Here is a 23320-nt window from a genome sequence, read left to right on the forward strand (position 1 = left end):
AACAGTAGAGTAAACATCGACTATGACCAAATGGGCCAAGAGCCGATATAACTGAACTCAAGGGAGGTCTTGCGACATGGAACTGGACCTGCAAGGCATGCATAAGCTCGCGTCCGAGCAAGGAATCGACCCGGCTGCGCTTGACGCGGCCCTCGCCGAGGCGTTGCGCCTCGCGTACATGAAGACCTCGCACCCGGCCAAGCACGCGCGCGTCGAACTGGACGAGCGCGCCGGCACGTTCACCGTGTGGGCCGCCGACGAGATTCCGGGCACGCCCACCGAGGAGGATCCGCATCCCGAACCGACGCTCGGCGAGGAGTATGACGACACCCCGCGTGATTTCGGCCGTCTCGCCGCCGCCACCGCGCGTCAGGTCATCACCCAGCTGTTCCGCCGTGCCGAGGACGAGCGCGTGTTCGGCGCGTTCTCCGGCCAGAAGGGCAAGCTCATCACCGGCATCGTCCAGCAGGACGTGAAGGACCCGTCCAACGTGCACATCGCCGTCGGCGACGTCGAGGCGATCCTGCCCCGTCGCGAGCAGGTGCCGGGCGAGCGCTACCGTCACGGCCAGCGTCTGCGCGTGTACGTGGTGAACGTGGGCCGCGGCGTGAAGGGTCCGGAGATCATCGTCTCCCGCTCCCACCCGGAGCTCGTGCGCAAGCTGTTCGAGCGCGAGGTCCCGGAGCTCGTCTCCGGCGCCGTGTCGATCATGGCGATCGCGCGCGAGGCCGGCGCCCGCACCAAGATCGCCGTCAAGGCGAATACGGACGGCGTGAACCCGAAGGGCGCGCTGATCGGCCCCGGCGGCGCCCGTGTGCGTGCCGTCATGGAGAACCTCGGACCGGAGAAGATCGACATCGTCGACTACTCCGCCGATCCGGCGAAGTTCGTGGCCTCCGCGCTGTCCCCGGCCGTCGCGACCGGCGTGCAGGTGATCAGCGAGAAGAACAAGACCGCGATCGCGTTCATCCACGACGACCAGTTGTCGCTCGCCATCGGCAAGGAGGGCCAGAACGCGCGTCTGGCCGCCAAGCTCACCGGTTGGAAGATCGGCATCGAGTCGGCCGAGGCCCACGCGAAGAAGGTCGCCGAAGAGGAGGCCGCCGCCGGTTCCGCCGACGCGGATCCCGCCCCGGAGGCGAAGTAGCGGAAGGCTTGCGCCCGGCGTGCCCACATCCAGCGCTTTGAGTATGCTTGATGCGGTATGCCGGGCGTAAGCATGCCCGGCCAAAGAACGAGGATTACACGATCATGGTCGCACGATGAACAGGCTCGTCGTCTTCAAGTTTTGACCGCGCAAGCGCGTGGTCACGGATAGGAGAACAAGTAGTGGCGAAACCACGCGTTTATGAAATTGCCAAGGAACTCGGCATCGACAGCAAGACCGCGCTGGAGAAGCTGAAGGATATGGGGGAGTTCGTCAAGTCCGCCTCCTCCACGATCGAGCCCCCGGTGGCTCGCAAACTCAAGTCCGCCTTCGCGAAGCAGGGCGGCAACGGTGGCCAGGGTGGCAACCGTCAGAACGGCGCCGGCTCGCACGGCGCGCCCAATGGAGCGCGTCCGGGTGCTGCCGCGTCCGCGCCGCGTCCCGGCCAGCATCATCCGTCTCCGGCCCCGACTCCGGGGCCGCGTCCGGCCGCGTCCCAGTCCGCGGCCCCGACTCCGGCAGCTCCGGCAGCTCCGGCAGCTCCTGCCGCTGCCGAGCATCATCCGGTTCCGGGCGCCCGTCCGGCCGCTCCGCATCCGGGCCCGCATCGTCCCGGCCAGTCCGGTGCGCAGGGTGCCGGCTCCCGTGGCGAGCGCGGTGAGCGCGGCCAGCGCCGCGGTGAGCGTGGCGAGCGCGGCGGCCAGGGCCGTCGCCCCGGCCAGAACCATTCCGGCGCTCCGCGTCCGGCCGGCGAGCGTCGTGGCGGTCAGGGCCGTCCGGCGGGCGCGCCGACTCCGGGCCCGCGCAACAACCAGCCGCGTGGCGGCCAGCAGCAGGGCGCTCCGCGTCCCGGCCAGGAGCAGGGGCAGCGTCCGCACGCTTCGGGCGCTCCGCGTCCGGGCAACAACCCGTTCAGCCGCAAGCAGGGCATGCACACGCCCACGCCCGGTGACATTCCGCGTCCGCACCCGATGGCGCGCCCGACCGTGAACGACAGCCGCAACGGCGGCGGTCGTGGTCGCGGCGGTGCCCGCGGCGGCTTCCGCAACGGTCGTCCGGGTCAGGGCGGCGCTCCGCGTCCGGGCCAGTGGGGCCACAACCGTCCGGGTCAGGGCGGCGCGCAGGGCGGTGGCGCCCGCGGCGGCTTCCGTTCCGGCACCGGTACCGGTACCGGCGGCTTCCAGAACAACGGCGGCCCGAGCAACGGCCCCGCGCGCGGCGGCGGTCGTGGTCGCGGCGGCGCGGCCGGCGCGTTCGGCCGTCAGGGCGGTAAGAGCTCCAAGGCGCGTAAGAACCGTCTGCAGAAGCGCAGGGAGTACGAGGAGATCAAAGCGCCGACCATCGGCGGCGTGCGTATCCCGCGCGGCAACGGTCAGACCATCCGTCTGCGCCAGGGCGCTTCCCTCGCGGACCTCGCGGAGAAGATCAACGTCAATCCGGCGGCCCTCGTCACCGTGATGTTCCATCTCGGCGAGATGGCCACGGCCACGCAGTCCCTCGACGAGTCCACCTTCCAGATCCTGGGCGAGGAGATCGGCTGGAACATCCAGATCGTCTCCGCCGAGGAGGAGGACAAGGAGCTGCTCCAGCAGTTCGACATCAATCTGGACGAGGAGGAGCTGCAGGAGGACGAGGACTTGAAGCCGCGTCCGCCGGTCGTCACCGTCATGGGCCATGTCGACCACGGTAAGACCCGACTGCTCGATACGATCCGCAAGACCAACGTCATCGAAGGCGAGGCCGGCGGCATCACCCAGCGTATCGGCGCCTACCAGGTGACCGTCGAGCTGGACGGCGAGAAGCGTAAGATCACGTTCCTCGACACCCCGGGCCATGAGGCGTTCACCGCCATGCGTGCCCGTGGTGCGGAGATCACCGACGTGGCGATCATCGTCGTGGCCGCGGACGACGGCGTCATGCCGCAGACCGTCGAGGCCATCAACCACGCGAAGGCCGCCCACGTGCCGATCGTCGTGGCCGTCAACAAGATCGACAAGCCGGGCGCGAACCCGGACAAGGTGCGCGGCCAGCTCACCGAGTTCGGCCTCGTGCCGGAGGAGTACGGCGGCGACACCATGTTCGTCGACATCTCCGCCAAGCAGAACATCAACGTCGACAAGCTCCTCGAAGCGGTGCTGCTCACCGCCGACGCGGACCTCGACCTCAGGGCCAACCCGGATATGGACGCCCGCGGCGCCACCATCGAGGCGCGACTCGACAAGGGCCGCGGCGCCGTGGCGACCGTGCTCGTCCAGCAGGGCACCCTGCACATCGGCGACGCGATCGTGGCCGGCACCTCGTACGGCCGCGTGCGCGCCATGCTCGACGAGAACGGCAAGCACATGAAGGAGGCCACCCCGTCCACGCCGGTCCAGGTGCTGGGCCTGACCTCCGTGCCGACCGCCGGTGACCTGTTCCTCGTCGCCCCGGACGACCGCACCGCGCGTCAAATCGCCGAGAAGCGTCAGGCCACCGAGCGTGCCGCGCAGCTCGCGAAGCGTCGCAAGATCGTCTCCCTCGAGTCCCTGAAGGAGCAGTTCGCCAAGTCCGAGGTGGACATGCTCAACATCGTCATCAAGGGCGATTCCTCCGGTTCCGTCGAGGCGCTCGAGGACTCCCTGATGAAGATCGAGGTGTCCGACGAGGTCGGCATCCAGGTCATCCACCGCGGCGTCGGCGCGATCACCCAGAACGACGTCAACCTCGCCACGGTCGACAAGGCCGTCATCATCGGCTTCAACGTGCGTCCGAACCGTCAGGTGCAGGACCTCGCCGACCGCGAGGGCGTGGAGATCAAGTACTACTCGGTCATCTACCGTGCCATCGAGGACATCGAGGCGGCCCTCAAGGGCATGCTCAAGCCGGAATACGAGGAGGTCGTCACCTCCCACTCCGAGATCCGCGAGATCTTCCGCTCCTCCAAGTTCGGCAACATCGCCGGCGTCATGGTGCAGGACGGCGAGGTCAAGCGCGGTACGAAGTGCCGTATCCTGCGCAACGGCGTCGCCACGGTCAACGACCTGGAGATCTCCTCGCTGCGTCGTTTCAAGGACGACGTGCAGTCCGTCAAGGAAGGCTACGAGGCGGGCATCAACCTCGGCACCTTCAACGACATCGAGCTCGGCGACATCATCGAGACCTTCGAGATGCGCGAGGTCGAGCGCAAGTAACGCAAATGGCCGCCTCCGCGGAAAACGGAGGCGACGTACTCCATGCTCCCGCTGGCGGGAGCTGTCGGCGAAAGCCGACTGAGGGTGGTTCCCGGCGGGCCCGGACGGTCTCCGATGGTCTTGGGATCGCGGCGGACCACCCTCAGACTCGCTTCGCGAGCCAGCTCCCGCCAGCGGGAGCACGTTGTATGACGGCGTCACCATCGCCACCGCCACGGTGAGACGCCGGCTCCCGCCAGCGGGAACACGTTGTATGGGCTCCCTCGGATGCGGGAGCGAATCATCGAAAGGACTTTCATGGCAGGAACGAATCCCCGCGCCGCGCGCATCGCGGCCCTGATCCAGCGCGTCATCGCGTCCTCCATCGAACGCGAGCTGCATGACAAGCGACTGACGAACATCACCATCACCGACGTGCGCGTGACCAACGATCTGCAGATCGCCAAGGTCTACTGGACGCAGTACGGTCACGAGGGCAAGGAGGCGGGCGAACGCAAGCGCGCCCAGCAGGCCCTCGACCAGGCGAAGGGCCATCTGCGCAAGCTCGTCGGCCACAAGGCCGGCCTGCGCCTCACCCCGCAGCTCCAGTTCGTGTTCGACGAGGTGCCGGGCGAGGCCCACGAGATCGAGGACATCCTCGCCATTGCGCGCAAGCGTGACGAGGAGCTCGCCAAGGCGCGCGCCACCGCCCAGTACGCGGGCGACGCCGATCCGTACAAGCACGACGAGCCGGAAGACGCCGACGCGGATGCGGACGGCTTCGACGGCGACGACGCGGATTCCGACGACGATTTCGACGACATGGACGATTTCGACGTCACCGCGAACGACGCCGAATGACGACCATTACCTCGACCATTGACTCCCTCCGATGAGGGAAGGAACCGCGGAGGTGCCGGAATGCCGATGACCAACACCACATGCGCCGACGGCCTGCTGATCGTCGACAAGCCGCAGGGCGTGACCAGCTTCGACGCGGTCGCGGCCGTGCGCGCCGCGCTGCACACGAAGAAGGTCGGGCACGCCGGCACGCTCGACCCGATGGCCACCGGCATGCTGGTCATCGGGTTCGGCCGCGCCACACGCCTCCTGCAGTACATCGTCGAACACGACAAGACCTATGAGGCGACGATCCGCCTCGGCCTAGCCACCACCACCGACGACGCCGAAGGCGACATCATCGTCCCCGACACCGCCTCCCTCTGCTCCCGCTGGCGGGAGCTGTCGGCGGAGCCTTTGACCGGCATATCGTCCTGCTCCCGCTGGCGGGAGCTGTCGGCGGAGCCGACTGAGGGTGGTTCCCCGGACGCGTCGGATGACGATGCCGCGAGCGCCGCCCGTCTCCGCGCCGTCATCGAATCGACGATCGCCGAACGGTTCACCGGAGACATCGAACAGATTCCGAACACGTTCTCCGCGATCAAGATCGACGGCCAACGCGCCTACGATCTCGCGCGCGCCGGCAAGGACGTCGCCCTGAAGGCGCGCCCGGTCCACATCGCCGAATTCACCGTGCTAGCCATGCACGAAGGCCTCGCCAGCACCAGCGACCCCACCTCCCCGCTCGTACCCCGCTCCCGCAACGGCGCCTCCCCGCTGCAATCTGACCCCACGTCCCGCTCCCGCTGGCGGGAGCTGTCGGCGCAGCCGACTGAGGGTGGTTCCGAGGGAGTCTCCGAGAGCGCCCGATTCGTCCCCGTCATCGACGTGGACGTGCGCGTGAGCTGCTCGTCCGGCACGTACATCCGCGCGCTCGCCCGCGACCTCGGCGAGGCGCTCGGCGTCGGCGGGTATCTCACCCGCCTGCGCCGCACGCGCGTCGGACGGTTCGCGCTGTCCGACGACCGTTCCGGTCTCGCGCAGACGACTGTCCTCCCGGCCGTCACGGACGCCGCCGGAATCGGCGATGATACGACCGGAACCGGCGAAACCGCGCCCGCTGCGATGCAGGCGATCGCCGCGCACGCCGAGCCGAAGACGTTCACGAACCGCGACGGCGAGACCGTCACGCGCAATCGTTGCGTGCTTGATACGCCCGGCGACGCGCGCGGCGACTGGCTGCGCGCGCATGCCGTCGGCATGGCCGACGCCGCACGCGGCGCGATGCCGGTCGCCGCCATCACCGCCGACGAGGCACGTGAACTGCGCTTCGGCCGCCGCATCGACCGCGAACTGGAGAAAGGCATCCACTACGCCGCCATCGTGCCGGAAACGCGCGGTGGTATCGGTGACGCGGCCGGTACCGTGGTTCCCGCCGACGTGGCCGCCATCATCGAACGCGCCAACCGCACCCAAGCCAAGCCCGCCGTCGTCTTCCCAGCGGCGTGACCGGCGGAACGGCGGTACCCACACCACAAAGGCCCCCTTTTCTGCGCGATTCTCGTGCGGAAAAGGGGGCTTTCGCGCATCGTTTTCGCGCGGAGAGGGGGCTTACGCGAGAATGGTGCGCTACGAGGGTGTGTTGCGCACCATAATCGCGCGGAGGAGAGAGGATGGCGTGGTGGAGTGGGGCGCTACTGGTTGATGGTGGCGAGTTGGCGCTGGGCGTTGGCGAGGATGGTGGCGGAGAGGCGTTTGATGGCGTCCATCGTCGACTGGTTGTCGCGCACGGCCTGCGCCTCGTACTCATGGGTCACGTCGGTCACGGTGCGCATCAGATCGCTGGATGCCTTGCACCCGGCATCGGCGACGGCGACGGTCCGTTCCTCGTCGGTGACGGTGTGGGAGACGCCTGACGCGCCGTGTGCGGAATCGCTCTGCGCGTAGTGGTTGGCGATGTCGCGCGGATCGTCGTACCCGTAGCCCTTGCCGGCCATGCACGCCTTCCACTCGCCGATCGCCCCGGTCACGCGGGCATCGCGCAGGGCGTTCTCGTCGGCGTTGCGCCGGATCGTGTCATAGGTGCCGATCTGGGCGAACCATTCGGCGTCGTAGCCCAACGCGGCGGTGGTCTGGTTGTCGCAGCCGGTGCCGTCCTGATTCGCCAGCGCCTGGATGTAGCCGGGGGAGGAGGGCGCTTTGAGCGTGGCGTCGTTGGCAACGGACCGCGTCGCCTTCGACGATGCGGCGGTCTGGTCGGATGCGTTGGTCTGGTCAGACTCGGACGACCGGTACATCTTGTCGTACTGCGGCGCATAACCGTAGTCACGCGCCCAGTCGACGGTGAGCGGACCCCATTCCGGCGCGTACGTCGCCTCCGGATCGTCGGTGCGCGTCTCCAGACCGCCGGTGTATTCGTACCGGTAGCCGCGTTCCGCCATGCACGCGGTGTTCATCGCGACGATGGCCTGTTCGACCGTGCGCTGGTCGTCACGCCCGAGGAAATACTGGTCGAACGGCGATGTGGTCGTGAGACCGGCGATGTGGTCGTCGTCCGTCGCACGCGTGCCGGTTGGCACCGTGCCGGTCGGCACGTGCGTGGACTGCGTTCGCGACGATCCGTCGCTCCGGTCCGCGACTGTGGTTCCGCGGGACGCGGCATCGCTCTGCCCGCATCCCGCGCACAGCAGCATCGTCGCGGCGATCGCCGCCGCGGCCTTCATCAATCCGTGCATCCGCATGTTCGAGACCTCCATGATGATTCCGGTCCGGTCGTCGACCGGTACGATCCGGTGTGATTCTGGTGATATTGACGTGGACATCGATGTGATGTGGTGCGATTCGTTGCGGTTCACCGTAATCCGCGATCGTCCGCCAGTTCCAGCGATGTGCAGGAAACTGCAGACGGTGCTCCATGACATTGCCGGACGACTACCCTTGGGATTCATGGAAGTACAGGAATCCGCGACATCGGGGGAGTATCTGCGCATCGGCGTGCTGGACAACGACGCGTGCGCGCTGGAATGCATCGTCCGCATGGTGCGGTCCTGCGCGCGCGGCTTCCGCCGTCCCGTCGACGTCTGGTCCACGACGTTCCCCACGGAGGCGCTGATGCTCTGCGCCGACGCGACCCGGCCGACGAACATCCTGCTCGTCGACATGGCGCTCAACGGTGTGACGGGGCCGCAGCTCGCCCCGGAGATCCTCAGGCGCTCGCCGTCGACGCGGCTGATCGGACTGACCTCCTACGATCCGCAGACCTACGCGGAAAGCGCCCGGCAGGCGGGCATCGCGCCGCTGCTGGACAAGGCGACGCTCGCACGGACGCTCGCGCCCGCCATCGCGCAGGCGGCGCGGCGGCGCGACGGGACGGACGGCGGCGGTGTCGCGGCGGCGGATGCGGCGGATATGGCGGCTGCGGTGCCAGATTCCGGCGTGCTGACGCCTCAGGAGACGCGGATCGTGGCGTTGAGTCTCGGATCGTTGAACGCGAAGCAGATCGCCGCCAAGCTGAACATCTCCGTCGACACGGTGTTCTCGCATCGGCGCAACATCAGACGGAAACTCGGCGTCGAGACCTGGTACGAGGCGCTGGACCGTTGCCGTGCGCTCCACATCGCGTGAACGGTGGCGTGTGATGGGTGAGCGTGTGACCGGCGGACGTGTGACGGGTGAACGACCATGGCAGCGGATTCAGGCCGCGGTGCGGGCGCACGTCCCGCATCCGTACATGTCGCTGCTCATACTGGTTCCCGGAACCATCTGTGTTGCCGAAAGCATCTATCTGTGCGTATCCGTGGACGATAGCCGTGCGTCGTTGGTTCTTCTTGTATGCAGAATCATCTGCGTCGCCGCCTTCGTATTGACTCCGGAATGGGGATCGTATGCGATGTGCGGCATGGCCGCGTTGGATCTGATGTCCAATATCCGAGCGCCGTTTACGACGGTGGTGCTGGCTTTTCTCGCATTATCGATAGTCAGCTACTTGCACATGCGACGTGGAATCCTATGCGGCGCCGTGGTGTCGATATGCGCGTTCATCGCCAGCGGGACGGCACCTCGCTCGTTGGTGGGGAATGGCGGCTCGTATTCGTTCTCGGCTTTCGTGGTGGCGTTCATCTGCATCGGTGGAATCATCAAGACCACGGGTGACACGCGTGCAGAGCGTCAGAAGAATCTGAGTCTGGAAAGCAACCGACGGATCGCAGGCAGACTGCACGATTACACGACGAACGATCTCACCGACATCGTCATGCTCGTCGAGCACATGCGGCGGAACGTTCCGGATGAGGCGACGCGGCGACAACTGGACACGGTCCGAGACACCGCCGTCGACGCGTTGCAGCATACGAGGCAGGTCATCCGGACGTTGCGCGCCGAGGAGACTCCCGCGGAGACCTCGTCCGCGGAAGGCGCGTCCCGAACGGCTTCGGCGGCGTCGGCGCGCACGTTGCGGCGGACCGTCGACCGGTGCCGGCGGACGCTCGCCGATATGGGGATGGACGGCGACGTCCTCGTCTTCGGACGGCCGGACACGTCGATGACCGCCGAAGCGGCATCCCTCATGCAGGGGCTCATCCGGGAATCGTTCGGCAACATCGGCCGACACGGCGACCACGCACGGCCCTACATGGTGATGATCTCCTATACGGGCGAATGCGCCGTCGTCGAAACGACGAACGCCATACGCGATGCCGGCGGCGAGGAGTCCGATGCGACCGCCGGACTGCGTTCGGGACTCGCACAGTACCGTCTGCTCATCGAACGACATGGCGGAGTCTGGCGGGAGTCGCGCACACGGAGCCGGTGGATGCTGCGCGCGGAGATTCCCAATACGCTGTCGGATGCCGTGCGGGATCGTCGCGGATAGACGTGGGCTCCGCTCCGGATGGCGGGGTCGCGGCCACTTCGTCGCCGTTTGCTAGAGTGGTCGCGGCGAAATCGGGCCGCGAGCGGTCGCGGATATCGCCGCGGGCGGTGCCGTGGGCATCACGGCGGCAGCACCGCGGCGACGAGTATGAGGAGCGCAATGGACATCACCTATCTGACCCCTGACGAGACCGGCGACGTCGAGTGGCCGTCCTTCGACAACGACAAGCGATCGGTCGTCACGGTCGGCGCGTTCGACGGCATGCACCGGGGGCATCAGGCCGTGGTCGACCGCGTGGTCGAACTCGCGCGCAAGCATGACGCGTTCTCCATCGTCATCCTGTTCGACCCGCGTCCCGCGTTCGTGCACGGCTGGGCCGCCGCGCACGACGGCGAGGAGCCGGGCACGGACGTCATCGATGCGAACGCGCTGAGCGGCGTGGACGACCGTCTCGCCTACCTGGAGCAGGCGGGCGTCGAACACGTGCTCGTCGTGCGCTACACGCTCGCGTTCGCCGCGAAATCGTACATCTTCTTCCTCGGCCGACTGGTCGGCAAAATCGGCATGCGCACGCTAGTGCTCGGCTCCGACGCGGCGATGGGCGCGGGCCGCAAGGGCGACGTGAAGGCCATCTCGAACCTGGCCGCCGGCGCCGGCGTGTTCGAACTCGACGTGGTCGACGACCGTGGCCCCGGCGACGTGCGCATCCCGCGCGACTGGAAGCCGGAAATGCCCGCCGAGTGGGGCGAGCCGGCCGACCCGTTCGCGAACGCGACCAAGGCGGAACGCCGCGCGTGGAGCAAGAAGCATCAGGCGAAGCTGGCGCGCGCGTGGAGCTCCACGAACGTGCGCTACCTGCTCGGCCACGGCCGCATCAAGGACGCGAACGCGATTCTCGGCCGCCCGCACAGCGTGGTCGGCGAGGTCGTGCACGGCGAGGAGCGCGGCCGCACCATCGGCTTCCCGACCGCGAACCTCGGCGACGACGTGATCGGCTACCTGCCGGTCGACGGCGTGTACGCCGGCTGGCTCGTGGACGGCGACCAGCGTTGGCCCGCCGCCATCTCCATCGGCACGAAGCCCACGTTCAGCGAGAAGACCGGCCTCAACGAGCGCGTCGTCGAAGCGTACGCGATCACCGACGACTGGCTGGAACTCTACGGCCACAAGGTGCGCGTCGAATTCGCCGGCTTCCTGCGCCCGCAGGTCAAGTTCGACGGCGTCGACGCCCTGAAGGCCGAACTCGCCCGCAACGTCGAGGAGACCAAGCGCCTCACCGCCTGACGGACGATTCGGTGCGTGCGTGGCATACGGTGGCGCGGGCGCACCGAATCGTACCGCTGTCAGGCACGCCGCTGCGAGTGGGGTCATTTGGTCATAGCAGCACCCCCAAGGCGGATTTGAGGGTGGCGACCTGGACGATGGCGAGACCGGGAATCTCGACGCGCTTGCGCATGCGTGGCACCACGGCGGTCGTGAACCCAAGTCTGGCCGCCTCGCGTAAACGGTATTCCAGCCGGGGCGCCGGTCTCACCTGACCGGTCAGGGAGATTTCGCCGATCGCGCACGTGGTGCGGGGAATCGGTGCATGCTTCGCGGCGCTCGCCAACGCGGCCACGATCGCCAGATCGCACGCCGGCTCCTTCGCGAGTCCGCCGGCGATCGTCGAGATATACAGATCGTTGCCCAGCAGGTTCACGTGGCCGTGCCGGTACAGTACGGCCACGAGCATCGCGATACGGTTCGAATCCACGCCGTTCACCGCGCGCCGCGGCGTCGGCAGCACCGAATTCGTGACCAGTGACTGGATTTCGATCGGCAATGACCGGTGACCGTCCAACGTGAACGTCACGCACGTGCCCTCCACGGGAGCGGAGGAGGCGCTGTCTCCCGCGTTCCCGTCGTCGCATGTGCCGCCGGACGCGCCATCGCCGCCGGACAGGAACAACCCGGCCGGATCGGTCACCTCCTCGATGCCCTCGCCGCTCATATCGAAGCAGCCGACCTCGTCCGTCGGGCCGAAACGGTTCTTCACCGCACGCAGCATGCGCAACGCCGTCTCACTGTCGCCTTCGAACTGGCACACCACGTCCACCAGATGCTCCAACGTGCGCGGTCCCGCGATCGACCCGTCCTTCGTGACATGGCCGACCAGCAGTACCGGCACATCCAGCGTCTTCGCCACGTCGATCAGCGCGCTCGCCACCTCGCGTACCTGCGTGGAACCGCCCGAGATGCCATCCACATCCTGCGAGACGATCGTCTGCGCCGAATCGACGATCGCCAGCGTCGGCCGCTCCCGCTCGATCAGGCCCAGCACCGTGCCGAGATCGGTGGTGGCGGCGAGCAGCAGATTCGGCTCCACCGCGTCGATGCGCGTCGCACGCAGACGCACCTGCCCCTGCGACTCCTCGCCCGACATGTACAGCACCTTGCCGCCCGCCGCCGCATGGGCGCGCGCGATGTTGCCCGCCGTTTCCAACAGCAGCGTCGACTTGCCGATGCCCGGCTCGCCGGCGATCAGCACCACCGATCCCGGCACGATGCCACCGCCCAGCACCCGGTCGAATTCGGAGAATCCCGTCGGGATGCGCGTGACGTCATCCGTGCCGACCTCGGTGATTGGCACCGCCGCCGATTGGGCCACCGCCGAGGCCTGCGTGTGCCCGACGCGCCCGCTGCCCGCCGCGCCGCGACCTGCGCCGGAGCCGCCGGGCACGCCCGCGCCGCCGCTACGGCGCGCTGCGGCCGGCCGGGCCTCGTGGAACTCGTCCACCGTGCCCCACTGGCCGCATTCGGGGCATTTCCCGTACCATTTCGTGCCCGTCCAGCCGCATTCCGAGCACAGATACTGCACATTCGTCTTCGCCATGCTTCGACGATACGCACGACAGGCATCGACCGGTAGATGTATACCGGTTTTTCCTCCGTTCCCGGAGTGTCGCGACGACCGCGCGCCGCCCGCACAACCACGGCGTTCCGTACCTCCCGCAGCGTCACAAGGCTGTGCCACAATCGGAACCATGTCGAATACTCGTAGTTCCTCGCAACATGGCCACGGCAAACTGATCGCCGTCATCATCGCCGCCGCGCTCGTCGTCGTTCTCGCGCTGCTGTCCGCCTTCGTCTGGCCCGGCTGGGCGCTCAACAAGAACGCCGGCACCACACAGAACAGCGCGACCCAGACCGCGCCGACCTCGCCGAGCATCAAGGCCACCGCCCTGCCGGACAACGCGACCGAACTGCTCAAGGCCATGCCTGACAGCGTGCTCGACTACGCGCGCACCAAGGCCGACGCCTCGACCACATGGAACTCCGCCGCGCCGCTCGAAGAGTACACGCTCACCTACTCGACCGGCAAGAAAGCCGCCGACGTGACGCTCGTCGTCGCCCAGTGGAGCACGTCCGATCCGGCTAAGACCCAGTACGACGCGCTCGCCAAGGCACTGACCGGCAAGACGACCGCCTCGGGGGCGGTCAAGGTCAAGGGCGACACCACCGGCGACTATGTGGTGAAGACGGACTCCGGCAACGCGAAGAACGCCACGGCGCTGTGGCGCAACGACACGGTCGTGTTCCAGGCGACCGGATCGAAGGACTCGGTCCAGCGGTTCTACCAGAAGTTCCCGCTGTGATGTCGGCGTCCCCGTGGCCTATGGCCCCTGCGGCTCGGGTTTGGTGGCACGTGCGGTACGCGTAGCACACGCAGGCGGTATCGGTATCCGCGGCATGTTCGGTATGCGTAATGCTCGTGGCGTCCGCGGCATGTTCGGTACGCGTACCGCGCGCGGTATCCGCGGCCTCGCGACGCACGTGCGGCTCGCAGGTGGCGTAGTCCGCGAGAACGTGTATACTCGTGCGAGTTGCAACTTTTACGATTAATCGGATTGGAGGCTTCAGATGGGTTCCGTCATCAAGAAGCGCCGCAAGCGGATGAGCAAGAAGAAGCACCGCAAACTGCTGCGTAAGACCCGCCACCAGCGCAAGTAGTCTTACCTGCGATTAAGGCATGGGAAACCCCCGTGGACCGGAAGGTCGGCGGGGGTTTTCGCTATGCCGGTGAGCTATGCCGGAGCCGGTGAGTTGTGCCGGTGAGTTGATGCCGGTGAGTTGATGCCGGAGCCGGTGAATCATGCCGGGCAAAGCGTCAGTGAGGTCTGCTGCATGGTGCGGGCTATAGGAACTTTTGTGGTGTTTTAGACTCTGGTTTTTAGTCGTTTGATTTCCATGCGACATGGGTGCGGAGGTCGTTCCAGTCGATGCAGGTGCCGTATCCGGGGCTATAGGAACAAAACGTGGTGTTTTTAGCCCCCGGCATGGCGCGGATGTTGGGTCGAACTCAATGTGGTATTGCGCGGCCGGGGCAATGCGTTGGCGCAGGTCTGCGGCATGGCACTGCCGGGCAGGTCGTATGTCGGAGTTACCAGAGTTCCCGGAGTTACCAGAGTTACCAGAGTTACCAGAGTTACCAGAGTTCCCGGAGTTACCAGAGTCGCCGGAGTCACCGGAGTGTGTCATCTCACCTCGGCTTCTGCGTCAGAAATCCCGGGAATCTTCCCCATCGTCCGGGATATGTGACGCTGATTTCACCTCAGCGTCAGGAATCCCGGACGATCAGGGTAATCTCCGGGATATGTGATGCTGACCAGCTCCTAGCGTCAGGAATCCCGGATGAAGCCGTTTATCTCCGGGATATGTGACGCTGAGGTGCTGGCCTGCCAGCGGTACCGGACCTCCGGCGGTACTAGCCCTCCGGAGGCCGGCCTACCGTCGCCTACCGGCTCACTTGTTGCCGTTGGTGAGGACGCGCGGGCCGTTCGGGTCACCCACGATCACCGTGTCGACCATGTTGAGGAACAGGCCGTGCTCGACGACGCCCACCGTGTTGATGAGGTCCTCGGCCAGCTCGAACGGGTGCTCGATCTTCTCCAGGTGCAGGTCCACGACGTAGTTGTTCTCGTCGGTGCGGACCTCCTTGCCTTCGGCGTCGAGGCGCAGAACCGGCTTGTAGCCCTTGGCTTCGAACTTCTTGACCACGTGGCCGGCGCCGAACGGAATGACCTCGACCGGCAGCGGGAACTTGCCGATGGTGTCGACGACCTTGGATTCGTCGACGATCCACACGATCTTGTCGGAGTTGGTGGCCACGATCTTCTCCCACAGGAGGGCCGCGCCGCCGCCCTTGATGCCGTTGAAGTCCTTGTCGACCTCGTCGGCGCCGTCGATGGTCACGTCGATGTGGTCCACGTCGTCGATGTCGACGATCTTGATGCCGTAGCTTTCGGCCTGGGCCTGCGTGCGGCGGGAGGTGGTCACGCCGGTGAACTGGAGGCCTTCCTCCTGGACGCGACGGCCGAGCTCGTCGACGAGGAACTTGACGGTGGAGCCGGTGCCGAGGCCGGCGATCATGCCGTTCTCGACGAGCTTGGCGGCTTCGATGCCGGCGGCCTTCTTGAGGGCGTCCTGCTGTGCCTTATCCATGTTGTGAATCCTTTCCTTCCATGTGAGAAGTCGTTTCCATCCTAACGCGGGTGGAAGATTGTGCGCGGCTGTGTGCGCTTATGTTTGCGCAGTGTTCAGTTACGCAGGAAATCCGCGTTCGTAATCGTGAGATTGCCGTCACCGTCCACAAATCCGTCCACGGCGATATACCCGCGCACGTGCATCGCCGTGCCGTCGTAGAACGGGCTCGTCTTCGGCGCGGGCGAGAAGCGCACCGCCCCCGACACCGTCAGTCCGCTCGGCGTGGGCTGCGTTGCAGGTTGCGGTGTGGGTTGCGTTGCGGGCTGCAACGCGGGGCGAGGTGCGGCTTGCAGCGTGGACTGGGACGTGGCGCGTGGCGCGGCTTCCCGTCGCGTGCCGGACGTCCGCGATTCCTCGGTTTCGTCGGTCATCGATGTGGTTGTCGACGCAACCGTCGATACAGGCGTCGCGGCGACCGTCGACGCGGCCGCGGGAGTGTCGCGCGTGTCGCGCGCATCCCGCCGTGCCGTGGTCTCCGCCGCGTCGCCGAGATCATCCGGAACACCTTCCGGCTCGGCGAGCATGTCCGCGAGACTCGGCGTCGCGTGTGGCGCGGTCGCACGTGACGCGGCACGTCGCGCGTCGTCGCCGCGACGCGACGTGCCGGCGTGCGCGACGTCGCCCGCGCGCGACTCGCGCAGACTCGCCGCGTCCGCCTTGCCGTCCAGCACGAGCTGGACGTCGGGCGGTACGTCCGTGCCACGCGAGTATTCCGAATTCAGCAGCGACCGCCATCCCTCGATCGGCAGGTAGCCGTCCTGCGCGCCCGACCGGCAGTCGCCGGCGTACGTGCGCGCGAGCTCGTCGACGAGTTCGTTGCCGGCGTTGCCCGCGTGGCCCTTCACCCATTTGAATTCGACGGGACCGGGACGCCGCGAGATCTCCTCGTCGATCGCCTTGATGATCTCCTTGTTCTTGACCGGCTTCTTCTGCGAGTTCTTCCAGCCGTTGCGCTTCCAGCCTTTGACCCACTTCGTCGAGCAGTTGATCGCGTACTGCGAATCCGATTCGATGATGAGCTTCTGCGGTCCCGGATGCGTGCGCAGCGCCTCCAACACGGCGCACAGTTCGCCGATCTGATTGGTGCCGTTCGTGGCGCCGCCCGCGTCGTAGCCTCGCGCATCATGCTCATGCCCGGGTTCGCCGCCGTCGCCCGCGTCCTTCGCGTGATCGGCCCACGCCCAGCCCATCGGCCCGTTCGGATTGCCGAGCGCGGACCCGTCCGTCGATACCACAATCGTGTCAGTCATGCCTCCACCCTAACGGCACCCGCGGGCGGGACGATGCGACATGCGGCCACGACCATGTAAAGGGTAAGTGGGGGGTTGTGACGCGTGTCCGTGCCGTACAACTTCGTGCGCGGTGATTTTGCGGTTGTGTGGCAGGGGAGTGTGCCATACAACCTCGAACCATGCAATTCCGGAGTTGTGCGGCGGAGCTGCGTGCCGCACACTGTCGTGTGCGAGGAATTCATAGTTGTACGGCGCGAGATTGTGCCGCACAATGTGTGGATGGTGCGATTGCGGAGTTGTGCGGCGGGGGATCGTGCCGTACAACTTTCATGCGCGGGGATTCGGTGTTGTGTGGCAGGGTCGTGTGCCGTACAACCCTGCGTGCGGGGGTTCGGTGTTGTGTGGCGCGGGATTGCGCCGCGTAAGCGCGGATGGTGCGATTGCGGAGTTGTGCGGCAGGGATCACGCCGTACTTCGGTCTAAGGCCGTCACGTGGCATGGATTCGGAGGCCAAGACTTAGCTGGTCGTTCCGCGCTGCGAGGTGATGCCACCAGTCATGCGAAGTATGACAGGGGATTCCGCATGCGGCCTGAGTGAGTGAATCATCTTGGATAGATGGTGGCCGGGATGATTCACTGGGAGACCTGTCCGCGAATCGATATGGCCATTACGTGACCGTGTTGGTTCGCTGCGGTGATGGGTGAACCGGTTGCGTTACATGGTGACCGGTTTGTTTCGCGGGGGAGGGCGAGGGCGAATCGAGTGCGTTGCGTGGTGGCCGGTTCAATTCGCGGCGGGGGGCGAGGCCGAGCCGGGCAGGTTGCGTGGTGGCGGGTTCGATTCGCGGGGAGAGGGGGCGGAATCGAGTGCGGTGTGTGGTAACCGGTTCGATTCGCGGGGAGAGGGGGCGGAATCGAGTGCGGTGTGTGGTGACCGGGTTGTTTCGCGGGGGAGGGCGAGGGCGAATCGAGTGCGTTGCGTGGTGGCCGGTTCAATTCGCGGCGGGGGTAATGGGCGAGGCCGAGCCGGGCAGGTTGCGTGGTGGCGGGTTCGATTCGCGGGGAGAGGGGGCGGAATCGAGTGCGGTGTGTGGTAACCGGTTTGTTTCGCGGGAAAGGTGAGGCCGAGCCGGGTGGGCTGTGTGGCGACCGGGTTGTTTCGCGGGGGAGAAGCGGGGCGGCCATGTGGTGACCGGTTTGTTTCGCGGGGGAGGGCGAGGGCGAATCGAGTGTGGTGCGTGGTGACCGGTTTGTTTCGCCGGGGAGACCATAAAGGCCCGGACAGGATGAAACTGTCCGGGCCCCTTATGTCGCTTATTACGGGACTATCTCACTCGCCGAGGGCCTTGTCGACCACTTCGGAGGCTTCCGCGAGCACCTTGTCGAGGGCCTCGGGGCTCTCGAAGGACTCGGCGTACACCTTGTAGATGTTCTCGGTGCCGGAAGGACGGGCGGCGAACCAGTTGTCCTTCGTGGTGACCTTGAGGCCGCCGATCTTGGCGTGGTTGCCCGGCGCCTCGGTCAGCTTGGCGGTGATGTCCTCGCCGGCGAGCTGCGTGGCGGTCACGTCGTCGCCGGACAGGGAAGCGAACTTCTGCTTCTGCTCGAGCGTGGTCGGCGTGTCGACGCGCTTGTACCAGGACTCGCCGAAGCGGGCCACCTGGTCCTTGTGCAGCTCGGCCGGGTTCTTGCCGGTCTTCGCGGTGATCTCGGCGGCCAGCAGGTCGGGGATGAGACCATCCTTGTCGGTGGTCCACACGCGGCCGTCACGGCGCAGGAAGCTCATGCCGGAGCTCTCCTCGCCGCCGAACGCGACCTCGCCGGAGAACAGCGGGTCGACGAACCACTTGAAGCCGACCGGCACTTCGAGCACCTTCGCGTCGATCGACGCGGCGACGCGGTCGATCAGGGAGGAGGAGACGAGCGTCTTGCCGACGGCCGCGCCCTTCGGCCAATCCGGGCGGTTGCCGCCGAACAGGTATTCGACGCACACGGCGATGTAGTGGTTCGGGTTCATCACGCCCCAGTTCGGGCAGACGATGCCGTGACGGTCGGCATCCGGATCGGTGCCGCCGACGAGATCGTACTTGTCCCACGCGCCGGCGTTGAGCTGGTCGACGAGGCCCTTCATCGCGTACGGCGAGGACGGATCCATGCGGATCTTGCCGTCGTGGTCGATGGTCATGAAGCGCCAAGTCGGGTCGACCTCGGGGCGCACCACGCCGATGTTCAGGCCGTACTTCTCGTTGATGAGCGGCCAGTAGTTGACGGAGGCGCCGCCGAGCGGGTCGATGCCGAGACGCACGCCGGAGTTGCGGATCACATCGAAGTCGATGACGTTGCCGAGGTCGGCCACGTAGTGCTCGCGGAAGTCGAAGCCTTCGACGTACTCGGACTTGACGGCCTCCTCGTAGGGCACGCGCTTGATGTTCTTGTAGTCGCCGAGCAGCTCGTTGGCGCGGGCGGCGATCGCATTGGTCACGTCGGCCGGGGCAGGGCCGCCGGTGACGGGATCGTACTTGAAACCGCCGTCGGTCGGCGGGTTGTGGGACGGGGTGACGACGATGCCGTCGGCCAGGCCTTCACCGGTGAAGCGCTGGGTGCCGTCGGCGGCGCGGTTGTGGGTCAGGATCGCCTGGGAGACGACCGGGGTGGGGACGAAGTCGTCGCGGGAGTCGATGCGCACGTGCACGCCGTTGGCGACGAGCACCTCGATTGCGGTCTTCTTGGCCGGGCCGGACAGCGCGTGCGTGTCGGAGCCGAGGTACAGCGGACCGGTGACGCCGGCCTTCTTGCGGTATTCGGCGATGGCCTGGGAGATGGCGACGATGTGGGCCTCGTTGAACGAGGTCTTCAGGGACGATCCGCGGTGGCCGGAGGTGCCGAAGATGACACGCTGTTCCGGGACGGACGGGTCGGGGACGAGGTCATAGTACTTGCCGATGACCTCATCGACGTTGATCAGATCTTCTGGGGTGGCGGGAAGCCCCGCGTTGTTTGCTACCATGAACCCTATTGTACGGCGTTGGGTGCGCGCAACACGTTATATTTTGTGATTAATTGTTCTGAAATGTGTGTGAATACTCGTTGAACTTCATGTAGCCCGGGCGCGCCGGGGCGAAACGCCGGGGTGATGTGCGAAAGCCCCTTGGAAACGCCGATGGGCCCAGAATCGGACGAGCGGCATTTGCGTGATTGTTATCGTTCTGTTATAGTGACGCATTGTCAGTTTCCTTAGCAGGGTTGCTACTCAAGATTTCGAGGCAAGACCTGAGGCGTGAGCCGAACCATAGGAGCATTCCACCCACAAGGTGGCGCATTCTACGGTTACAGACTCTTGCCTCAGGTCTTTTTTCGTTGTCTGGCCAATGTCGACCTGGCATACGGGGAAACTGCGACACATGGAATGAAGGAAATGGAGAATCCGATGTCGCATCAGGACGATGTCAAGGCGATCATCACCGCCGTCGGTGGTGCCGCCAACGTCAAGTCGTTGACGCACTGCGCCACCCGACTGCGTTTCGAGCTCAAGGACGCCGGCAAGGTCGATCAGGCCTCGCTCGACGCCAACAAGACCGTGCTGGGCGGCGTGCCCCAGTCCGGCGACCGTTATCAGGTCGTCATCGGCGGTCAGGTTGCCACCGTGTACGACGAGATCATGCACCTGCCCGAGATGGCGAGCGTCAGCTCCGGCTCCGCCTCCGACGATTCCGACGGCGAGATGAGCGACGCCGAACTCAAGGCCGCCAAGCGCCAGCAGGGCGTGCGCGGCAAGGTCGCCTGGCTCGACAACTTCTTCGAGTACCTGGCTGACTCCTTCCGTCCGATTCTGGGCGTGCTGCTCGGCGCGTCCATCATCATCGCGCTCGTCAACCTGTTCATCTCCATCGGCGTGATCCCGAACGATGAGGCGAACACCGGCCTCATGTTCATCAAGGCCATCTGGAAGGGTGTGTTCTACTTCCTGCCGATCATGGTCGCCTACAACGCCGCCAAGAAGCTCAAGGTGGATCCGTGGCTGGGCGGCTCGATCATGGCCATCCTCATGACCCCGCAGTTCACCTCCCTGTCCGACACGAAGACCTGGGGTGACGCCGTCAAGTGCGTGGAGAACACCACGCTCGGCACTTCCGACTGCACCGCCACCGTATTCGGCCTGCCGATGCAGCTGTCCGACTACTCCGGCAACGTGTTCGTGCCGCTGATGATGGCTGCAGTGCTTGCGCTCATCTACCACGGTCTCAAGAAGATCATCCCCGAAAGCGTCCAGCTCGTCTTCCTGCCGTTCTTCTCGATGATCATCGTCGGCGCTCTCACCGCCTTCGTCATCGGCCCGCTGGGCGTGTGGGTCGGCAACGGCCTCGGTGTCGGCCTCGCCTGGATGAACGGCCACGCGCCCTTCATCTTCGCCATCGCCATCCCGCTGCTCTACCCGTTCCTCGTGCCGCTGGGCCTGCACTGGCCGCTCAACGCCCTCATGCTCATGAACATCCAGACGCTCGGCTACGACTTCATCCAGGGCCCGATGGGCGTGTGGAACTTCGCCTGCTTCGGCGCCACCGCCGGCGTGCTGTTCCTGTCCATCCGCGACCATGACGACCAGATGCGCCAGACCTCCATCGGCGCCCTCGCCGCCGGCCTGCTCGGTGGCGTCTCCGAGCCGTCCCTCTACGGCATCCACCTGCGCTACAAGCTCATCTACTCCCGCATGCTGGTCGGCTGCGGCGTCGGCGGTGTCGTGATCGCCGTCATGGGCTGGCTGTTCCCGGCCACCGTCGCCTCCGGCGAGACCGTGCACGGCGTGACCACCACCGCGTTCGCCTTCACCTCGCTGCTCACCATCCCGGTGTTCAACCAGATGTGGGTCTACGGCGTGTCCATCGCCGTCGCGTTCCTCACCTCGATGTTCCTCATCATCACGCTCGACTACCGCACTCCGGAGCAGAAGGCCGAAGTGAAGGCCCGCGCCGCTGCCGCTGCCAAGGCCGCCGGCAAGGGTGAGACCGTCGCCGTCGAGTCCGCCCCGGCCGCCGCTACCGCTACCGCGGAAGCCCCGGCTGAGTCCGCCCCGGCCTCCGAAGCCGCGCCGACCACCGCCGTGGTCGCTCCGGTCGACGGCCACGTCGTCTCCCTCGACGATGCCGGCGACCCGGTGTTCGCCTCCCGCGCCCTCGGCGAAGGCGTCGGCGTCCAGCCCTCCGCCTCCGTCGTCAAGGCCCCGGTCTCCGGTGTGCTGCAGACCGTCGCTGAAACCGGTCACGCGTTCGGTCTCAAGACCGATGACGGCGTCGAGGTGCTCGTGCACGTCGGCATCGACACGGTCAAGATGAACGGTGACGGCTTCGCCGTGGCAGTCGCCAAGGGCGACCGTGTCAACGCCGGTGACACGCTCGTCACCGTCGACTTCGACAAGGTGAAGGCTGCCGGCTACAGCACCACCACGCTGATGACGGTCCTCAACACCGCGATGCTCAAGGCGGTCACGCCGAAGACGGACGTGGACGTCAAGGCCGGTGACGAGGTTATCGCCATCGAGAAGTGATCATCGATCATTAATCGTCCGACGCGCCGGTTCCGGGTCTCGGTGGAATCATCCACCGGACTCCGGGCCGGCGCGTCGGCTATGCTGAGCGCTATGGGCGGATTTTGGAACGTCTCTCGGGACAATCCGGGCCGGTCATGAGGTGAAAGGGATGTCATGGAAATACTTCGCGTCTTCAACAACAACGTGGTCCTGGCGAAGAGCGGAGGACGAGAGGTCATCCTCACCGGGCGTGGACTCGGTTTCAAAGCCAAACCCGGCATGACGGTCGACCGCGCCAAAGTGGCGCGCGTATTCGTGCCGGCCGATGGCCGCGATCCCGACCACATGGCCCAGTTGCTTGGCGACATTCCGCCGGAAATCATCAAACTCGTCTCCGATGCGATGGACGATATCGGTCTTGGGGAAGCAGCCGCGCAAAGCCCCACGCTCGTCATGGCGCTCGCCGACCACGTGTGCGGAGCGCTCCGTCGCGCAAAAAACGGTATTCCCGCCATCGCTTACCCCCTCGCTGAAGAGGTGCGGACGCTCTACGAGCGCGAATACTCCCAAGGTCGCGCGTTGCTTGACACGCTCAACCGGCGGTTGGGCGGCGTCCTATCGGACAACGAAGGCGTCGCGTTCGCGCTGCACCTCGTCAACGCCGGATTCGCGACCGGTGACCTGTCCCACACGTATGCGATGACCGGCATCATCCAGCAGCTGCTCGCCGTCATCGAAAGCACCTACGACATCACATTGGACGAACACTCCGTCAACGTGGGCCGGTTCATCACGCATCTGCGCTACCTGTTCGTGCGTATCCACCAGCACGGACAGCTGGAGCGCGAACCCGAGGCGATTGTCGCGTCGATCATGCAGTCCTATCCGAAGGCCGCCGAATGCGCGCGCCGCATCGCCGCGCTCATCGAACTGCGCCTCGACACCACGCTCACCGAAGACGAGATCGCCTACCTCGCCCTCCATGTAGCGCGCGTCAGCGCCGCGTGACCGGACACACGGACTCGGGTTCCCGGA

16 protein-coding genes and 1 pseudogene are annotated in these 23320 nt (G+C 66.2%); 12 read left to right on the forward strand and 5 right to left on the reverse strand.

Going from position 1 to position 23320, the window contains the following annotated elements:
• Window positions 1-76: 76 nt before the first annotated feature.
• The 5 genes and pseudogenes from nusA to AC1AYR_RS04890 all read left to right on the forward strand — a co-directional run bounded on the left by nusA (window position 77) and on the right by AC1AYR_RS04890 (window position 6645).
• Entirely contained in the window at window positions 77-1147 is a 1071-nt protein-coding gene (nusA, locus tag AC1AYR_RS04870; RefSeq protein WP_476511666.1) for a transcription termination factor NusA, read from the forward strand.
• Between the two features lie 182 nt (window positions 1148-1329).
• Window positions 1330-1419 (forward strand): annotated as a pseudogene (locus AC1AYR_RS04875) (translation initiation factor IF-2 N-terminal domain-containing protein); the annotation flags it as partial.
• Window positions 1408-4317, forward strand: coding sequence for a translation initiation factor IF-2 (infB, locus tag AC1AYR_RS04880; protein ID WP_476511719.1), 2910 nt, complete (start codon window positions 1408-1410; stop codon window positions 4315-4317). The pseudogene AC1AYR_RS04875 and the gene infB, both read left to right, overlap by 12 nt.
• Before the next feature lie 297 nt (window positions 4318-4614).
• The gene (rbfA, locus tag AC1AYR_RS04885; protein WP_476511667.1) at window positions 4615-5157 is read left to right on the forward strand and encodes a 30S ribosome-binding factor RbfA; all 543 of its coding nucleotides are present in this window, start codon (window positions 4615-4617) and stop codon (window positions 5155-5157) included.
• A gap of 66 nt (window positions 5158-5223) precedes the next feature.
• Window positions 5224-6645: a tRNA pseudouridine synthase B gene (locus AC1AYR_RS04890; RefSeq protein ID WP_476511668.1), complete on the forward strand. Its 1422-nt coding sequence runs from the start codon at window positions 5224-5226 to the stop codon at window positions 6643-6645.
• A gap of 185 nt (window positions 6646-6830) precedes the next feature.
• Here AC1AYR_RS04890 and AC1AYR_RS04895 read toward each other — a convergent pair whose 3' ends face one another.
• On the reverse strand, window positions 6831-7877 hold the full coding sequence (locus tag AC1AYR_RS04895; protein ID WP_476511669.1) for a hypothetical protein: 1047 nt from the start codon (window positions 7875-7877) through the stop codon (window positions 6831-6833).
• 205 nt (window positions 7878-8082) lie between these two features.
• Between AC1AYR_RS04895 and AC1AYR_RS04900 the strand changes: the two genes are divergently transcribed.
• From AC1AYR_RS04900 to ribF, 3 genes are all read left to right on the forward strand, one after another.
• Window positions 8083-8760 (forward strand): LuxR C-terminal-related transcriptional regulator, encoded by a 678-nt coding sequence (locus AC1AYR_RS04900; protein WP_476511670.1) that lies wholly within the window; start codon window positions 8083-8085, stop codon window positions 8758-8760.
• A gap of 367 nt (window positions 8761-9127) precedes the next feature.
• Window positions 9128-10006 (forward strand): histidine kinase, encoded by an 879-nt coding sequence (locus AC1AYR_RS04905; RefSeq protein ID WP_476511671.1) that lies wholly within the window; start codon window positions 9128-9130, stop codon window positions 10004-10006.
• Window positions 10007-10165: 159 nt separating this feature from the next.
• Complete coding sequence (gene ribF, locus AC1AYR_RS04910) at window positions 10166-11290, forward strand: bifunctional riboflavin kinase/FMN adenylyltransferase (protein ID WP_476511672.1); 1125 nt, start codon at window positions 10166-10168, stop codon at window positions 11288-11290.
• 91 nt (window positions 11291-11381) lie between these two features.
• Here the strand turns inward: ribF and AC1AYR_RS04915 are convergent, their stop codons facing one another.
• Window positions 11382-12878 (reverse strand): DNA repair protein RadA, encoded by a 1497-nt coding sequence (locus AC1AYR_RS04915; protein ID WP_476511673.1) that lies wholly within the window; start codon window positions 12876-12878, stop codon window positions 11382-11384.
• Between the two features lie 151 nt (window positions 12879-13029).
• Between AC1AYR_RS04915 and AC1AYR_RS04920 the strand changes: the two genes are divergently transcribed.
• Window positions 13030-13641 (forward strand): hypothetical protein, encoded by a 612-nt coding sequence (locus tag AC1AYR_RS04920; protein WP_476511674.1) that lies wholly within the window; start codon window positions 13030-13032, stop codon window positions 13639-13641.
• 265 nt (window positions 13642-13906) lie between these two features.
• Window positions 13907-13996 (forward strand): 30S ribosomal protein bS22, encoded by a 90-nt coding sequence (locus tag AC1AYR_RS04925; protein ID WP_004268639.1) that lies wholly within the window; start codon window positions 13907-13909, stop codon window positions 13994-13996.
• Window positions 13997-14788: 792 nt separating this feature from the next.
• On the opposite strand, the gene rpiA is transcribed toward AC1AYR_RS04925, so the two are convergent.
• The 3 genes from rpiA to pgm all read right to left on the reverse strand — a co-directional run bounded on the left by rpiA (window position 14789) and on the right by pgm (window position 19768).
• The gene (gene rpiA / locus AC1AYR_RS04930) at window positions 14789-15487 is read right to left on the reverse strand and encodes a ribose-5-phosphate isomerase RpiA (RefSeq protein WP_476511675.1); all 699 of its coding nucleotides are present in this window, start codon (window positions 15485-15487) and stop codon (window positions 14789-14791) included.
• A 95-nt stretch (window positions 15488-15582) separates the two neighbouring features.
• Window positions 15583-16779, reverse strand: coding sequence for a ribonuclease H family protein (locus AC1AYR_RS04935; protein WP_476511676.1), 1197 nt, complete (start codon window positions 16777-16779; stop codon window positions 15583-15585).
• Window positions 16780-18091: 1312 nt separating this feature from the next.
• Window positions 18092-19768, reverse strand: coding sequence for a phosphoglucomutase (alpha-D-glucose-1,6-bisphosphate-dependent) (gene pgm / locus AC1AYR_RS04940; RefSeq protein ID WP_476511677.1), 1677 nt, complete (start codon window positions 19766-19768; stop codon window positions 18092-18094).
• 420 nt (window positions 19769-20188) lie between these two features.
• Here pgm and AC1AYR_RS04945 point away from each other — a divergent pair, with 420 nt between their 5' ends.
• Window positions 20189-22303 carry a glucose PTS transporter subunit IIA gene (locus AC1AYR_RS04945; protein WP_476511678.1) on the forward strand — a complete coding sequence of 705 codons (2115 nt, stop codon included), beginning with the start codon at window positions 20189-20191 and terminating at the stop codon, window positions 22301-22303.
• Between the two features lie 156 nt (window positions 22304-22459).
• Window positions 22460-23293 carry a PRD domain-containing protein gene (locus AC1AYR_RS04950; protein ID WP_476511679.1) on the forward strand — a complete coding sequence of 278 codons (834 nt, stop codon included), beginning with the start codon at window positions 22460-22462 and terminating at the stop codon, window positions 23291-23293.
• Window positions 23294-23320 lie beyond the last annotated feature (27 nt).

The organism is Bifidobacterium sp. LH_417, assembly GCF_056357035.1.

Bases quoted from the DNA above. Each gene is read 5' to 3' on its own strand.
- nusA (WP_476511666.1), top strand. From the start codon at position 77: ATGGAACTGGACCTGCAAGGCATGCATAAGCTCGCGTCCGAGCAAGGA.
- infB (WP_476511719.1), top strand. From the start codon at position 1,408: ATGGGGGAGTTCGTCAAGTCCGCCTCCTCCACGATCGAGCCCCCGGTG.
- rbfA (WP_476511667.1), top strand. From the start codon at position 4,615: ATGGCAGGAACGAATCCCCGCGCCGCGCGCATCGCGGCCCTGATCCAG.
- AC1AYR_RS04890 (WP_476511668.1), top strand. From the start codon at position 5,224: ATGACCAACACCACATGCGCCGACGGCCTGCTGATCGTCGACAAGCCG.
- AC1AYR_RS04895 (WP_476511669.1), bottom strand. From the start codon at position 7,877: ATGCGGATGCACGGATTGATGAAGGCCGCGGCGGCGATCGCCGCGACG.
- AC1AYR_RS04900 (WP_476511670.1), top strand. From the start codon at position 8,083: ATGGAAGTACAGGAATCCGCGACATCGGGGGAGTATCTGCGCATCGGC.
- AC1AYR_RS04905 (WP_476511671.1), top strand. From the start codon at position 9,128: ATGCGACGTGGAATCCTATGCGGCGCCGTGGTGTCGATATGCGCGTTC.
- ribF (WP_476511672.1), top strand. From the start codon at position 10,166: ATGGACATCACCTATCTGACCCCTGACGAGACCGGCGACGTCGAGTGG.
- AC1AYR_RS04915 (WP_476511673.1), bottom strand. From the start codon at position 12,878: ATGGCGAAGACGAATGTGCAGTATCTGTGCTCGGAATGCGGCTGGACG.
- AC1AYR_RS04920 (WP_476511674.1), top strand. From the start codon at position 13,030: ATGTCGAATACTCGTAGTTCCTCGCAACATGGCCACGGCAAACTGATC.
- AC1AYR_RS04925 (WP_004268639.1), top strand. From the start codon at position 13,907: ATGGGTTCCGTCATCAAGAAGCGCCGCAAGCGGATGAGCAAGAAGAAG.
- rpiA (WP_476511675.1), bottom strand. From the start codon at position 15,487: ATGGATAAGGCACAGCAGGACGCCCTCAAGAAGGCCGCCGGCATCGAA.
- AC1AYR_RS04935 (WP_476511676.1), bottom strand. From the start codon at position 16,779: ATGACTGACACGATTGTGGTATCGACGGACGGGTCCGCGCTCGGCAAT.
- pgm (WP_476511677.1), bottom strand. From the start codon at position 19,768: ATGGTAGCAAACAACGCGGGGCTTCCCGCCACCCCAGAAGATCTGATC.
- AC1AYR_RS04945 (WP_476511678.1), top strand. From the start codon at position 20,189: ATGTCGCATCAGGACGATGTCAAGGCGATCATCACCGCCGTCGGTGGT.
- AC1AYR_RS04950 (WP_476511679.1), top strand. From the start codon at position 22,460: ATGGAAATACTTCGCGTCTTCAACAACAACGTGGTCCTGGCGAAGAGC.